At 60.0% G+C, this 14,368-nt stretch carries 14 protein-coding genes and 1 CRISPR repeat array; of the genes, 6 read left to right on the top strand and 8 right to left on the bottom strand.

The features are described 5' to 3' along the window. Positions 1-48 precede the first annotated feature (48 nt). Positions 49-674: direct repeats of the CRISPR family, unit length 37 nt; unit sequence GTTTCAATCCCGCATACCGGGATAAGGAATTTGAGAC. Between the two features lie 226 nt (positions 675-900). Further along, a complete protein-coding gene (locus NZ705_05265) occupies positions 901-1,233 on the bottom strand; it encodes a rhodanese-like domain-containing protein (protein MCS7292371.1) in 333 nt (110 codons plus the stop codon). A gap of 117 nt (positions 1,234-1,350) precedes the next feature. On the opposite strand from NZ705_05265, the gene NZ705_05270 reads away from it, so the two are divergent. Next, a complete protein-coding gene (locus NZ705_05270; protein ID MCS7292372.1) occupies positions 1,351-2,007 on the top strand; it encodes an NAD(P)H-dependent oxidoreductase in 657 nt (218 codons plus the stop codon). Here the strand turns inward: NZ705_05270 and NZ705_05275 are convergent. Genes NZ705_05275 through NZ705_05290 form a run of 4 tightly spaced genes read right to left on the bottom strand, consistent with a single transcriptional unit; the run spans position 1,991 to position 4,967 of the window. Then, positions 1,991-3,238 carry a methionine gamma-lyase family protein gene (locus tag NZ705_05275; GenBank protein ID MCS7292373.1) on the bottom strand — a complete coding sequence of 416 codons (1,248 nt, stop codon included), beginning with the start codon at positions 3,236-3,238 and terminating at the stop codon, positions 1,991-1,993. The two genes, NZ705_05270 and NZ705_05275, sit on opposite strands and share 17 nt — an antisense overlap. Continuing rightward, complete coding sequence (locus NZ705_05280) at positions 3,239-3,727, bottom strand: GNAT family N-acetyltransferase (protein ID MCS7292374.1); 489 nt, start codon at positions 3,725-3,727, stop codon at positions 3,239-3,241. Continuing rightward, positions 3,727-4,362, bottom strand: coding sequence for a TerB family tellurite resistance protein (locus tag NZ705_05285; GenBank protein ID MCS7292375.1), 636 nt, complete (start codon positions 4,360-4,362; stop codon positions 3,727-3,729). The genes NZ705_05280 and NZ705_05285 overlap by 1 nt, the downstream gene beginning before the upstream one ends. After that, on the bottom strand, positions 4,362-4,967 hold the full coding sequence (locus tag NZ705_05290) for a CPP1-like family protein (protein ID MCS7292376.1): 606 nt from the start codon (positions 4,965-4,967) through the stop codon (positions 4,362-4,364). The genes NZ705_05285 and NZ705_05290 overlap by 1 nt, the downstream gene beginning before the upstream one ends. Positions 4,968-5,212: 245 nt before the next feature. Between NZ705_05290 and NZ705_05295 the strand changes: the two genes are divergently transcribed. Further along, a complete protein-coding gene (locus NZ705_05295) occupies positions 5,213-7,798 on the top strand; it encodes a DUF3536 domain-containing protein (protein MCS7292377.1) in 2,586 nt (861 codons plus the stop codon). Here NZ705_05295 and NZ705_05300 read toward each other — a convergent pair. Next, complete coding sequence (locus tag NZ705_05300) at positions 7,689-8,864, bottom strand: aldo/keto reductase (GenBank protein ID MCS7292378.1); 1,176 nt, start codon at positions 8,862-8,864, stop codon at positions 7,689-7,691. The two genes, NZ705_05295 and NZ705_05300, sit on opposite strands and share 110 nt — an antisense overlap. 5 nt (positions 8,865-8,869) lie before the next feature. Beyond that, complete coding sequence (locus NZ705_05305; protein ID MCS7292379.1) at positions 8,870-9,460, bottom strand: Uma2 family endonuclease; 591 nt, start codon at positions 9,458-9,460, stop codon at positions 8,870-8,872. Between the two features lie 163 nt (positions 9,461-9,623). Between NZ705_05305 and hpnH the strand changes: the two genes are divergently transcribed. From hpnH to rbfA, 3 genes are read left to right on the top strand one after another with little or no spacing between them, the layout of a single operon-like run. Further along, entirely contained in the window at positions 9,624-10,646 is a 1,023-nt protein-coding gene (gene hpnH / locus NZ705_05310) for an adenosyl-hopene transferase HpnH (GenBank protein ID MCS7292380.1), read from the top strand. A gap of 50 nt (positions 10,647-10,696) precedes the next feature. Further along, positions 10,697-11,365, top strand: a complete 669-nt coding sequence (gene psb29 / locus NZ705_05315) for a photosystem II biogenesis protein Psp29 (protein MCS7292381.1) — start codon at positions 10,697-10,699, stop codon at positions 11,363-11,365. 29 nt (positions 11,366-11,394) lie between these two features. Next, on the top strand, positions 11,395-11,772 hold the full coding sequence (gene rbfA / locus NZ705_05320; GenBank protein ID MCS7292382.1) for a 30S ribosome-binding factor RbfA: 378 nt from the start codon (positions 11,395-11,397) through the stop codon (positions 11,770-11,772). Here rbfA and NZ705_05325 read toward each other — a convergent pair. Continuing rightward, positions 11,750-12,601: a transglutaminase family protein gene (locus NZ705_05325; GenBank protein MCS7292383.1), complete on the bottom strand. Its 852-nt coding sequence runs from the start codon at positions 12,599-12,601 to the stop codon at positions 11,750-11,752. The genes rbfA and NZ705_05325 overlap by 23 nt on opposite strands. Positions 12,602-12,661: 60 nt before the next feature. Between NZ705_05325 and NZ705_05330 the strand changes: the two genes are divergently transcribed. Then, entirely contained in the window at positions 12,662-14,359 is a 1,698-nt protein-coding gene (locus NZ705_05330; GenBank protein MCS7292384.1) for a VWA domain-containing protein, read from the top strand. Positions 14,360-14,368: the final 9 nt, after the last annotated feature.

Raw genomic sequence — 14,368 nt, forward strand, 5'->3', positions numbered from 1 at the left:
GAATTTGAGACTTATGAGACACCATTGGGGGTACTGCCGGGGGTGACAGTTTCAATCCCGCATACCGGGATAAGGAATTTGAGACACCCAAATCCCCCTGCTGGGCCTCCTGGCAGTAAGCCTGTTTCAATCCCGCATACCGGGATAAGGAATTTGAGACCTTTACTTCACTCACAACTGGCTCCGGCACTCGCAAGTTTCAATCCCGCATACCGGGATAAGGAATTTGAGACTTCGGCAACCGATAAACCAGGTAGCGGATGATACCGTTTCAATCCCGCATACCGGGATAAGGAATTTGAGACACCACCCAGTGCGGGACGCGGTCGGGGCCGATGGGTGTTTCAATCCCGCATACCGGGATAAGGAATTTGAGACCACTGTCATCCCCTCAATACCTGGAAGTCTTGCAAGTTTCAATCCCGCATACCGGGATAAGGAATTTGAGACACCTCCCAAACCCGCCAATTGCTTCTGCCGCTTCTCTAGTTTCAATCCCGCATACCGGGATAAGGAATTTGAGACTTCAATTAACTGTTGGGCTTTGTAGGGAGATGTCTCGTGTTTCAATCCCGCATACCGGGATAAGGAATTTGAGACACCGAACCTAATATAACTCAACAGTAATACGTAACACGTTTCAATCCCGCATACCGGGATAAGGAATTTGAGACTCTGCGCCTGGAAAGACCCGTAAACCGGGATGTCTGGCGCTCATTTTCGTGAAGGTCCCCCAACTGAGACCTTTTGTTAGTACATTGTCCCCACAATTTTGGGGCGATCACACCTTCAACTATCGAATTGTCAAGGTCCTGGCGGTTTTCGTGAACCCCCTAGGGTTTTGGCCGCCACTAAGGTTCACGAAAAACCTTGCCCCCATTCTATACCAACTGACCCCAGTTAGTAGCGGGGGAAGGTTGGGTCGGCGTACCGGGCGTAGGCCTCTAATCCACCGGCCAAATTGCGCACCTGCTGGTAGCCTTGCTCCATCAACCAAGCGCACACCCAAGCAGACCGCACCCCGTGATGACAAATGACGATGACCTCCTGCTCCGGGTCGAGCAACGACCGGATTTGGGTGGACCACTGGGCAAACTCACTCAGGGGCAGGTGCAAACAATCAGGCAACCGCGCTCGCTCGACTTCCCACCACTCCCGCACGTCAAGCACCTGGAGATAGGGATTTTGACGCCGACGCTCGGCCAGTTCCACCGGACTGACCTGCTGAATCATCGTTCCGAAGACCCTAATCCACCCGTCTTCCCCATTCTATTGGACTCCTGGACGGCCCACCCCTATAATCGAAATCAAGGCTACAACGTTAACTTTTGTAAAGCAGGGGGATGGCTCATGGGGGATGTGGTTTCGCCGGCGTTTGTCCAGCAGCGGTTGTACTGGCGGTACGCCACGAAAAAGTTTGACCCCACCCGCAAGATTCCCCCTGAGATTTGGGCGGTTCTCGAAGAAAGCTTGCGACTTGCGCCTTCGTCCTTTGGGTTGCAACCCTGGCGGTTTGTGGTTGTGAACAATCCTGACATTCGCGCCCGTTTGGTGGAGTATTCCTGGGGCCAAAAACAAGTGGTGGAAGCGTCCCACCTGGTGGTGCTGGCGTTACAAAAAAATATCGGCCCTGCGGACGTGGACCGCTATTTAGCGCGCATGGCGCAAGTGCAGGGGGTACCCCTGGAAAAGCTGCAGGGATTTGGCCAGATGGTCAAGGGGTTTTTGACCCAGCCGCCTTACCCGTTGAACCTGGAGGAGTGGGCCGCCCGCCAGGTGTATATCGCTCTGGGACAGTTGATGACGGTGGCGGCGTTTTTGGGGATTGATACCTGCCCGATGGAAGGGTTTCTGCCGGATAAATACGACGAAATTCTGGGACTTGCCGGGACGCCCTACCGCTCGGTGGTGGTCTGTCCGCTGGGCTATCGCGCGCCCGATGACCCCAACGCCCAGCGCCCTAAAGTGCGCTACGAAAAAAGCGATGTGTTTATGTATGTGAATTAGAAAATTCGGGCAAGAGGTGCTCGAGCACCCAGAGCCAGTGCAACCAGGTAGTGCCGCCTTGGCAAAAGACGATGTAAGGCGGACGCAACGGCCCATCGGCAGACAACTCGCTGGTGCTGCCGTCAATGAAGGTGCCGCCGGCCATCAGCAGTTGGCTTTCGTAGCCAGGGGTCACAGCGGGCACAGGGTCCAGGTAACTCCCCACTGGACTCAAGCGCTGGAGCACGCGGCAAAAGCGCTGCAGGCGTTGGGGGTCTCCTAGTTGAATGGCTTGGATGGTGTCGGGACGCGGCTGGTCCGGCAAGGGCTGCACCGGGTACCCCAACCGCTGGAACGTGGCCGCTAGGAGCAACCCACCCTTGAGCGCTTCGCCGACCATCTGGGGTGCCAGAAACAGCCCTTGGAAAAACAAGCGGTTGCACCCCAACGACGCGCCCGTTTCCATCCCAATGCCCGGCGCGCTCAACCGGTTGGCCGCCAGGTGTACGTACTCCCGCTTGCCCGCGACGTACCCACCGCAGGGGGCAATCGTACCCCCCGGATTTTTGATAAGCGACCCGGCAATGACATCAGCGCCCACCATCGGCGGCTCCTGCGCTTCGGCAAACTCCCCGTAGCAGTTGTCCACGACGCAAATGGTTTGGGGCCGGACTGACTTGACCAAGCGAATGATGTGGCCGATTTCTGCGACGGTCAAGCTGCGCCGCCAGCGATAGCCACAGGAGCGCTGGATAAACACCACGCGGGTTTGCGGCCCAATCGCCAGGGGTATCCGGTCCCAGTCCACCTCGCCGCGAGGGGTCAAGTCCACCTGCCGGTAGGTCACGCCGAAATCCCGCAGAGACCCTTGCCCTGTTCCCCGCAGGCCCAGCACCGGCTCCAGAGTGTCGTAGGGCGCGCCGGTCACGCTGAGCAACTCGTCGCCAGGGCGCAACAGACCGTACAGAGCGCAGGCAATCGCATGGGTGCCCGAAACAAACTGAAGACGCACCAGCGCGGCCTCCGCTCCCATCACCTGGGCCAACACCCGCTCGAAGGTGTCGCGTCCCAGGTCGCCGTGCCCGTAACCCGTCGTTTCCTGAAAGTGATGCACCCCCACCTGGTGGTCAGCCATCGCCTGCACCACCCGCGCCAGGTTGGTCTTGACCAGGGCGTCAATCTGCTGGAACTGGGGCTGCAACTGGTCCACCACTGCCTGGAGCAACGGCTGTGTCGTCAATGCAAGCGCCATCTAATCCCCCAGCCACTGGTACATGACCAAGGCATCAATGTAGCCCAGACGAGGGTGCAAAAACGCCTTGGGCAAGCGTCCCACCACCTCAAACCCCAGTTTTTGCCACAGATGAATCGCCACCTGGTTGCTGGCCGCCACAAAGTTGAACTGCATCGCCTTGTACCCCAGCGCCCGCGCCATACGCAACGAATGCTCGCCCAATTGGCGTCCAATGCCCTGGCCGCGCCAGGTTTTGGCCACGATGTAACCGCAGTTGCACACATGCCGCCCTGGCCCCCCTTGATTGGGCTTCAGGTAGTAGGTGCCGACAATCTGACCATCCCGTGCGGCGACGTAGGTTTTTTGGGGCTGTTCCATCCAGAGACAGTAGGCTTGCGCTGGCGATATATCGGGGTCATAGCCGTAGGTTTCGCCGGCCCTTGCCACTTCCTGGATGAGGGGCCAAAGGTGCTCCCAATCCTGCGGTTGTGCTTCGCGAATGACCATCAGGTAGGTACATCTTCCCCGCGTTCGGCCAAAAACGCCAGCGCCCGCATCCGCAGCCCCACCAACTGCTCGTACAGGGGGTTGAGCTTGCACAAAGGAGGGATATGCACTACCTTGCGTCCGAAGAGCACCACATCCCGCTCAAACGGGCATTGCGCCGGAATCAGGCGACAGAGAAACCGCGCCACCTTCGGGTCATGAATCTCCAGCTGGTCAAGCCAGCGCCGCACCGGGTCGAGCAAGTCGTGACGCACCTCCGGATGGGGCACGCACTGGTCCCCTGCGCGCTTGACTAAAGTGGCCTGCAACCCTTGCAAGAGGGTCAGCGGTTGGCCCAACGCCTGGCAAAACTGGCGCAAGAGCTGGTCCTCCGCCTCCGAGTAGGTGCCGTCGGCAATCGCCACCATCACGGCGGTGCGCAAAAAATCTACCGTCTGGGGGTTTGTCGGGCTAAAAACAGCCGCCAGTTCCTGGGGCGTCACCGGCTGAAAATGCGCTATTTCGTGACTGCCTACCGCCTCCGCCACCAGCGCCTTTTCCTCGTCAGTGTAGTGTCCGTCCGCCCAAGCAACCGTCAACAACCCCCGTAACCACAGGTCACTAGCGGTCGGCTGGGTAGAAACCGGCGCACTCATCAGCGGAGAAAACTACTCACCAACCAGAGAATGAGAAACATTCCCCAGCTTACCGCCACGTTGGGATGCAATCCCAGGCCCAGGCTCGCCAGGACCGTCCCGACGACCGCCCCAAGCACCAGCCCCAGCAGCGTCAGCAGCATCGCCCGCCCAAAACGGTTTTCCTTGCGGTTGAGGAAAAACAGGCTGGCCCCAATCCCTAGCGCCACGGGCAAGGCCGCATTCACCGGCGCCGACCAAGCCCAAAACCCCAAACCGCCGTACACCAGCGCCGGCCAAGCCACGTCTGCAGCGGTAGGCGTGTCAATCCAAGTCCGCAACTGTTCCGCCCAGGCCGGCAACGTCACCGTGCGCACATCGTTTCTTTCCGCCGTTGCCACCATGTGACGTTCCGCGTAGCGAATCCGTTCCGGCACCTTGAGCCGTCCCTCCTGCCGCTGGCGTAACCGGTCCATCAGGATGGCATCATAGGCCATTTCCACCACTTGGGCGCGCCGTTCATCTCCCTGGCATTCTCGCAACAGTTGCGCCCGCGCCGCCTGCACCTCTTCAAAGGAGGCGTCTTCACTGACCCCCAACTGTGCGTAGGGATTGGTTTCGTTCATACCGACGTCCACTCGCTCCCGCTACTTTTAGCCTAATGCACTGGCGAGAATAACTACAAGTTTGGAAAACCAAAAATTCTGTAAAAATTCGGCAAGTATCGTCATCGTGCGCCGCCGCAGACCGTTGCAACTTGTAAAGATTTGCTAAATGGCGGCAAAGTTGAAGATTTTGGGGAGAAAACGGGGTGGGAAGATGCCCCAAGGTTAACCTAAAATCAACGCGCGGGTCAACGGGAGCGCAACCGATGCGGGCCACTGAGGTGTACGTCACCATTCATGGGCATTTTTACCAGCCCCCGCGGGAGAACCCCTACCTGGAGGCGATCGAGCGGCAAGAGAGCGCTGCGCCGTTTCACGACTGGAACGAGCGGATTTTTTACGAATGCTATCGCCCCAACGCCTTTGCGCGCGTCCTAAGCGACAGCGGCGATGTGATTGATATTGTCAATAACTTTGAATACCTGAGTTTCAACATTGGCCCGACGCTGTTGAGCTGGCTGGAGCGCTACGACCCAGAGACCTACCGGCGAATTCTCGAAGCAGACCGCCGCAGTTGTGAGCGGCTCAACGGCCACGGCAACGCCATCGCCCAGGTCTACAACCATGTCATCATGCCCCTGGCTTCCACGCGGGACAAGTTTACCCAGGTGCGGTGGGCCAAGCAGGACTTCTTCGCCCGGTTTGGCCGCTGGCCTGAGGGGATATGGCTGGCGGAAACGGCGATTGACTACGAAACCCTGGCGGTGCTGGTAGCGGAAGGATTCAAGTTCACCATCATTGCCCCATCCCAAGCCCAGCGGTGCCGGCCTTTAACCGGCGGCGAGTGGTTGGAGGTCGGTGGCGGCCAGATTGACCCGACCCGCCCCTATCTCTGCCGGATTCCCGATGATGTCTTGCCGGAGTATGGCCGCGACCGCAGCATCACTCTCTTTGTCTATGACGGGCCGATTTCGGGGGATATGAGCTTTGGGGATGTGCTCTGTAGCAGCCAAACGCTGGTGGGACGCCTGGGGATGGCGGTGCAGCCCGGACGCACCCAATTGATCGCCGTCGCCACCGATGGGGAAACCTTCGGCCACCACAAAAAGGGCGCGGAGAAGACCATTGCCTACGCCCTGACCCGAGAAATCCCCCGGCGTGGCTGGAAGGTCACCAATTTTGCTCACTACCTGAGCCTGCACCCGCCGGAGTGGGAGGTGGTGATCAAACCCCGCACGGCCTGGAGTTGCGCCCACGGAGTGGAACGCTGGCGCTCCGACTGTGGTTGCGGCGGCGGTGGTGGGTGGCACCAGAAATGGCGAGCGCCCCTACGCCAAAGCTTAGACTGGCTGGCCCAGCAGTTGGACCGGCTGTACGAGGAATGGGCGGGGGAGTGGCTGCTGAATCCCTGGCGGGCGCGGGACGACTACATCCACGTCATGCGGGAACGCACGCGGGAGCGGACCCAGGCCTTTTTGGCCCAGCACCAGCGGTATCCCTTGACCCCCGAGGAACAGGTGGATGTGTTGCGGCTGTTGGAGATGCAGCGTCACCGCCTGTTGATGTTCACCAGTTGCGGTTGGTTTTTCGATGAACTGTCCCGTCCTGAGGGCGTGCAGATTCTCCGCTATGCCGACCGAGCGATGAAGTGCGCACAGGAGGTGACAGGGCAAGACCTGGAACCGGAGTTTCGCAAGCGGCTAGCCCTGGCCCCCAGCAACCTGCCCCAGTACGTCAACGGCGAAGTGGTGTATCAAAAACGGGTGGAGCCGGCGCGGGTGACTATGGCCCAGGTGGCGGCCCACTACGGCATCAGTTCCCTGTACACCTCCTATCCCCGCCAGGAGCAGCTCTACTGTTACCGCATCGAACAAAAGGACTACCAGGTGGACCGGCTAGGCACCTTAACCTTAGCAGTCGGCCAGGTGACGATTACCTCCGTCATCACCTGGGAAACCCAGCATTGGGTCTTGGCGGTGCTGCACCTGGGGGGCTGGGATTTCCACTGTTGTTTGCAACCCTTCAAGGGCCGCAAAGCCTACCAGCAGATGCGGGAGCAGTTGGTGCAGGTGTTTCGCCAGGGAAGCGGCGCCCAGACGGTCTTGGCGATGGCCCGGTTGTTTAGCGGTGGCGCGTGCTACAACCTGTCCGATGTCTTCAGCCAGGAGCGACAACGGATTATCCGCCTGCTGGCCCAGAACACCCTGACCCAGCTCGACCAGCTCTACAGCCAGGTCTATCGGGAAAACTACGGCGTGGTAATGGCCTTCCGTCGGGACCATTTACCCGTGCCCCAGGAGTTGCAGGTGGCGGCGGCCATCAGTCTCGGCCAGCGAGCCATGTCCCTGTTGCGGCAATTGGAGCTGGAAACTAGCAACCCGCTCCAGGACAGCCCCCCCAATGGGCTGATGTACCTCCAGGAGCTGCACAGCCTGGCGCAGGAGGTGGAACAGGTGGGCGTGCAGCTGGACATTCCCGAAGGGCGGCAGGTCGTCGAACGGCTGTTGCTCACCTGGTTGGAGGGCCTGCTCACCCATGTCCCCCCGTCCCTGTTGCAGTTAGGTGTACAGCGCTGGCGCCAGTTATTCCAGCTTGCCGAGCGGTTGCAGTTGCCCCTCCAGCTCGACCGGATTCAGGAGCGGTATTTCGCCTGGGGGGTGCGCGGGGAACTGGCGCCCGAACTGCTAGAACTGGCCCCCCTGGTAAAGGTCGCCCCGCCAAGTTGTTCAACAGAAACCTGGCTCAGGCCCCCGATAGCCGCTGACCGGTTGCTCCCCCCAACAACTGGTGCGCCCGCTGCAACCGCCGCAGCACCTCCTCCGGCTGAGGATGGCGGCTCAGACAGGCCCTGAGTGCCGCCAGGGGTAAATCCGCCGCGTTGCGCCCCGGCACCCAATGCCCTCCCGGCCCCAGCATGCTGTAGCGCGTCCGGCTGTACTCCCACAGGTCAAACGCCTCCGCCAAGTTCAGCAAGCGCAGGATAAGCGGCATATTGATTTCCCCCGGCGTCTCAAACCAGGGGGGCAAGTTCACCGCCCATTGCTCATACCAATCGCGTCCCAGGGCTTGAATAGCAGCCTCCTCCAGCCGTTGCAGGATGGGAGGCAAAACCTGCGGGGCCTTGGGCAACAAGGGCAACGTCTGCAGGTGGGTGTCGAAATCACTGGGGCGAGCCGCACCTATACTCAAAGTATGCACCTGGGGATGGCTCAGGCAAAACAGGTCATTAAACACCAACGGGTGCAGGGGTTGGCAAAGGCGCACGAGCTTTTCAGGGGGATTGTACAAATGTCCGCCCTTGTCGCTCGGACTAATAATAAACACCCCCATATCCTGTTGTTGTGCCGCCAGGATTGCCGGCCAATTCTCTTGAAAAATGTAATACCAGTGTAGATTGACGTAATCAAATTCGCCGGTCTGAATCGCCTGGGTGATCAAGCTAACGTGCCCATGGGTAGAAAATCCCACAAAGCGCACCCGGCCTTCCCGTTGCCATTGGCGCACCAGGGGTAAACACACCTGCAAACTCCACTCCAAATGCTCCGGTAAATTTATGCCGTGAATCGCTAATAAATCCACATACTCCAATTGCAAGTAGCGCAACGACGTGGCGAATTTTTCCGCAAACACCTGGGGGTCGGGACTGGGGGGCACCTTCGTCTGCACAATGAGTTTTTCGCGGGGAAATTCTCCCAGCACCCAACCCAATTGCATTTCGGAAGTGCCGTATCCCCGCGCCGTTTCGATATGGGTGATACCGACCTCCCAGGCCCTGTGGATGGTCGCCCGCAAATTCTCCTGGTTTTCCTTGGGGATGGCCGCTGGGTCCTGGTCTTGCCATTTGTACTGATACCGCATCCCGCCGCAGGAAAACACCGGCATGGGCAATTCGGTGCGGCCAAAACGGCGGTACTCCATCGCAGTTAATCGTTCGTACCGAAGATGGATGTCAAGTCGAGCATCAACCCCGGCAACACATCGTCACCGGTCAAGGGCTGGGCAAAATCCACGGTTTGCGGCGGTTGCTGGGGGCGGTAGATGGTGACGGTGCGGGTTTGGGGGTCAATCAACCAGCCCAGGCGCGCGCCGTTATCCAGGTACTCCTGCAGCTTGGCCTGCACCAGGGACTTGTCATCCGACGGCGAGAGCAACTCCACCACGAAATCGGGGCACACCGGCGCAAAACCCCGCCGCTGCTCCGGTGTCAAACCGTCCCATTTCTCCTTGGGAATCCAAGCCACATCGGGAGAACGAATCGCCCCATTCGGCAACCGAAACCCCGTTGACGAATCAAACGCATAACCCAGCCCTGTCTGCCGGTTCCACAGGCTGAGCGCCACTGCCAGTTCCAAGTTGAACCGGCCCGTTTCCCCAGCCGTTGGTGCCATGGCGATGAGTTGCCCGTCGGCGGTCAATTCCCAGCGCCAGTCAGGATTGGCCTTGACCCACTCGCCAAATTCGCTTTCCGTCCAGCGCAACGTCGGGGGAATCCGCAGCGGCAAACCCGTCGCCATACGCCCATTCTACAACAGACCAGCTTGCTTTTTGTACAACGTTAGTGCAACAGGCAGGGTTCCGATGGCCCAATTGGCATTGCAGGCGGAGACAGCGGTTGCCAGAGGTTGGGAAATCCTCTAGAGTGGGGACGAATGCTGTGGTCTAGTGAGGAGTCTGCGGATGGCCATTCACTGGTTGCAGGCGCTGGAGGTGGGGAAATACATCGTGACGCAGCGGCTGCGAGGGCGCAAAAAATTTGCCCTGACTTTGATGTTGGAGCCCCTGTTCCGGTGTAATCTGGCCTGCGCCGGCTGTGGCAAGATTCAGCACCCCCCCGACGTGTTGAAACGGCACTTGACGCCGGAGGAGTGCTTCCGCGCGGTGGAGGAATGTGGCGCGCCCATCGTGGCGATTCCGGGCGGGGAACCCCTGCTCCATCCTCAGATTGACGAAATTGTGGCGGGGCTGGTGGCGCGGCGCAAGTTTGTGTATCTTTGCACCAACGGCCTGCTGCTGGAAAAAAACCTGCACAAGTTTAAGCCGTCCCCTTATTTTTCCTTCAGCGTTCACCTGGATGGGATGCGCGCGCTGCACGACAAATCTGTGAACCGTCCGGGCGTGTTTGATATCGCCGTAAGCGCGATTAAAGCGGCGAAAAAAGCCGGTTTTCGCGTGACGACCAACACCACCGTTTTTGAGGGCACGAAACCAGAGGAGATTCAAGAGCTGTTTGATTTCCTGACGGAATTGGGTGTAGACGGGATGATGGTATCGCCAGGGTATAGCTACGAGCGGGCGCCGGACCAGGAGCACTTTCTCAAGCGGGAACAGACGCGGGCCTTGTTCCGGGAAATCCTGGCCCCCTATCGCAAAGGGTTGAAGAAATGGAACTTTAACCACAACCCGCTGTTTCTGGATTTTCTCATCGGGGAAAAGGACTACGCATGCACGCCGTGGGGGATGCCCAGCTACAGCGTCCTGGGCTGGCAAAAACCCTGCTATCTGCTCGATGAGGGCTACTGCCAAAGCTATCAGGAATTACTGGAAACCACTGACTGGGACAGGTACGGCCACGCCAGCGGTAACCCCAAATGCCGCGACTGCATGGTGCATTGCGGGTACGAACCGACGGCGGCGCTAGAGGCGATGGCACCCGCCAATGCGGCCCGTTCCTTGGCCAGTGTGCTGGGTCTAGGGCGGTAACGCCCGAACGCGGTAAGATAGATAACAGTCCATCGCCGGGGTGTGCGCCTGTGTCTGCCGTGCCGACGGTTGCTGATACCAAGCGGGCCTTCTACCAGCATTACCCCCGTCCTATCCATTCGGTTTATCAACGGGTGGTGGAAGAGTTGCTTGTGGAAATGCACTTGCTTCACGTGAATGTGGCGTTTCGCTACCAGCCGCTCTACGCCCTGGGGGTGGTGACGGCGTTTGACACGTTAATGCAGCACTATACGCCGCCAGCGCACCGGGATTTGATTTTTCAGGCGTTGTGCCGGGCGTTGCACCAGGACCCCCAGCAGTATCGAAAGGATGCGGAACGACTGTTGACCCTGGCCCAGGGAGACAGTGGCGCTCGGTTGCGTGCGTGGCTGGCCCAACCGGAAACCCCCCTGGCGGAACAGGACCCCCTGCAGCGGGAGTTGCGGGACTGGGTGACGCCACCGGTGCCCAAGTACAGTCGTCTGGCGGCGGTGGGGCTGTGGACGCTGGTGCAGACAGTGCTGCCGGAGGCTTCCGAACAGTGGTCTTTCGCGATGCAAACCTTAGCCCAGGCGCTGCAGTGGAATCCGGAAAGGGTGCAGCGGGATGTGGACCTCTATCGCAGCACGCTAGAACGGTTGACGCAAGCGCGGGCGATGTTGGCGGATATGCGCAAGGGGAGCGCCCCCACGCCGCCGGCTACTGTGACGGCTTCCTAGGGCTTTACCACGCACAAGGAGGAGAACCAATGGCTACCAGTCGCCGGGTGGAGCGGGTCGCCGAACTCATCAAGCGGGAGATCAGCCAGTTGTTGCTCAAGGGCATCAAGGACGAGCGGGTAGGGCAAGGACTGGTGAGTGTCACTGATGTAGAAGTGTCGGCGGATTTGCAACATGCCCAGGTGTATGTGAGTATTTACGGGTCGCCGGAGGTGCGGGCGCAGACGATGGCGGGTTTGCAGTCGGCCACGGGCTACGTGCGCTCGATGCTCGGGCAACGGATTCGCCTGCGGCGGACGCCGGAGGTGGTCTTTCGCGAGGACACGTCCTTAGAGCGGGGAAGCCGCGTCATTGCCCTGTTGAACCGGTTGCAGCAGGAGCGCGCTACGCCGCCGACACAGGAGTAATGGCGATGTTGTAGGTCAATTCGCCCGTGACGCCAGGTGTCAGAACCTGACCGGTCAAAGGCAGGGTGTCTTGGGGATAGGGGCGGGCGGTTAGGGCTACGTAGCGGTCGTTGACGGCCAGACCGTGGGTGGGGTCATAACCCCGCCAACCGGCGCCCGGGAGATAGACCTCGGCCCAGGCATGGAGATGCCGGTGCGGCCAGCTTGGGTCTCCCTCGTGGTAGCCGCTGACAAAGCGGGCCGCCAACCCCATCGCGCGACACACGGCGATAAACAGCATCGTCAAATCCCGGCAAGCTCCCTCTCGGCGTTGCCACGTCAGACCTGCTGGCCAAGCAGCGCCCGTTGGACGAATGATGTGGGTGCATTTGTCGTGGATGGTCTGGTTCAACCGCCACAGAAACGGCACCACCTGGGCGTCGCTTGCTAGCCACAGCTCTTGCGCCAGGGCGATGGCCGCCGGATCCGGTGGTTCGGTCGCTAGGTACGGCTGCAATTCCTGGCGCAGGCGGTGGGGGTACTCCAGCGGCAAGGTCACCGCCCAAGGCTCTAGCAGGAAATCAAAGGGATTGTCCCGGTAGGTGCGCACCACCGTCTCCATCTGGAGATACAACGCTGTAATACCCGCAGGCGGGAGCAAAATGGTTTCGGTGCTCCCATCGAGCGCGATGTTGCTGTAAAGACGCTGAGGGGGTGGGTCTATCTGCAACTCGTAGCACTCGACCGCTTGGGCGCAATCGCTCCGGGGATGCAAGCGCACCACCTGCGGCGACAACTGCACCGGCTGGGGATAGGTGTAATGCAGGCTGTGACGGATGCGATAACGCATGGGTAGACAGGGGCATTTTGCTACAGTATGCACAGCAGAGGCGCAGCCAGGGGGTTAACCATGCAACAACGCCGGCGGTGGGTTTGGGCTATAGGGTTCACGGCCCTGGCGGCGGGGTGTCAAGCAGTCGGCCCGTTCAACCCGTCGCCGTCGCTGGAAATCGAATTGCTCTTCGGTAGCGCCTTGAAGGAATTCTGCGCACAGGCGGTTCCCGAATTCAACCAACGCCAGCCCCGCTTGGCCGATGGCACACGCTTTAGCGTGCGTTGCACCACCCTGGGGTCGGGCGATGTGGTGACGCGCGTCGTGAGTCTGGCCCAGCAGTGGCAACAGGGACTGGTCAAGGAAACCGACCCCCAATTTCCTACCTTGGTCTCGGTGGACGGGGACATTTACCACAGTCAACTGGTCTATCGCATCAATCAACTGTTTCCGGGCCGCAAATACATCCCCGATGTGACCGAGGCGCCCTTGATCGCCTACAGCCCGATGGTGTTCATGGTGCCGGCGGAGGTGGCTGGTTCTGTGCAGAAGATGGATTCCGTCTATCGCGCTATCGTGTCGGCGACCACCTTTCAGGACATCGACCCCAAGGCCCCGCCGTTGAAAATCTTTTTTGTCCAGACGGCCCCTACCCGCTCCAATTCCGGCTTGCAGAGTCTGGTCGCCCAATTTGCCGAGGTGTCGGGCAAACCGCCGGAGCAATTGACGGTGCAGGACGTGCAAACCTACCTTCCGCAGGTGCAAAAAATCCAGGCCAAGGTCACCCGCTACGGCATTTCCACCGGCAGTCTGGCGCGCGATATGGTCAAATACGGTCCGTTTTGGGCCTCCATCGGCGCGGTCTATGAATCGTCCGTGATCGAGGCCAACCAAAAAACCACGCCTGGCCAGACCCGCTACGTCGCCGTTTATCCCAAAGCCACGTTCACCTCCAACATGCGGGCGATTTTGCCCAATGCCCCCTGGGTGAGTCCCCAGGAGCGGGAAGCCGCCCAGCAGGTCATCGAATTCCTGCGCTCCCAACCGGTTCAGGAACGGGCAGCCCGTTTGGGATTGCGACCGGGTGCGCCGGGTGTGCCCCTGGGCAATCAATTCACGCCGGCCAACGGGGTGCAGCCTAAGCCCACCTATGACTCCCTGCGTCCGCCGGCGCCGGAGGTGGTGGAGGCGATGCTCCGGGCCTGGGAGACCGTCGCCAAGAAACCGTCGCGGGTAGTGGTGGTCGTGGACGATTCCGGTTCCATGCGGGGGCCTAAGCTGGCAGCGATGCAGCAGTCTCTTTACACCTACATCAACAACCTGAATCCCAGGGACGAACTGGTGCTGATTCGCTTTAGCTCCCAGGTGGATGCGCCGGTTTTCATCCGGGGCGATGCGGCGGGCAAACAACAGGGACTGGCCTTTGTAAACAACCTGCGCGCGCAGGGGGCCACCGCGCTCTACGACGCCGTGGGGCAAGCAGTCACCTGGCTACGGCAAAACCTGCGCCCAGGGGCGATCAACGCCGTGCTGGTGTTGACCGATGGGGAGGACACCAACTCCCGCACCAGCCTGAGCCAACTGGAGCAGCAACTGCGACAAAGTAACTTCGAAACCGATGTGCGCATTGGCTTTTTCACCATCGGCTATGGCGAAGAAGGAGAGTTTAACCCGCAGGTTCTCCAGCAGATTGCCACCTTGGGCGGGGGGTATTACCAGCACGGGAAACCGGAGACGATTGCCGCCGTCATGGCCGACCTGCAGTTGGAGTTCTAAAATAGCCAC

It is taken from the genome of Gloeomargarita sp. SKYB120 (assembly GCA_025062155.1).
Lineage (GTDB): Bacteria > Cyanobacteriota > Cyanobacteriia > Gloeomargaritales > Gloeomargaritaceae > Gloeomargarita.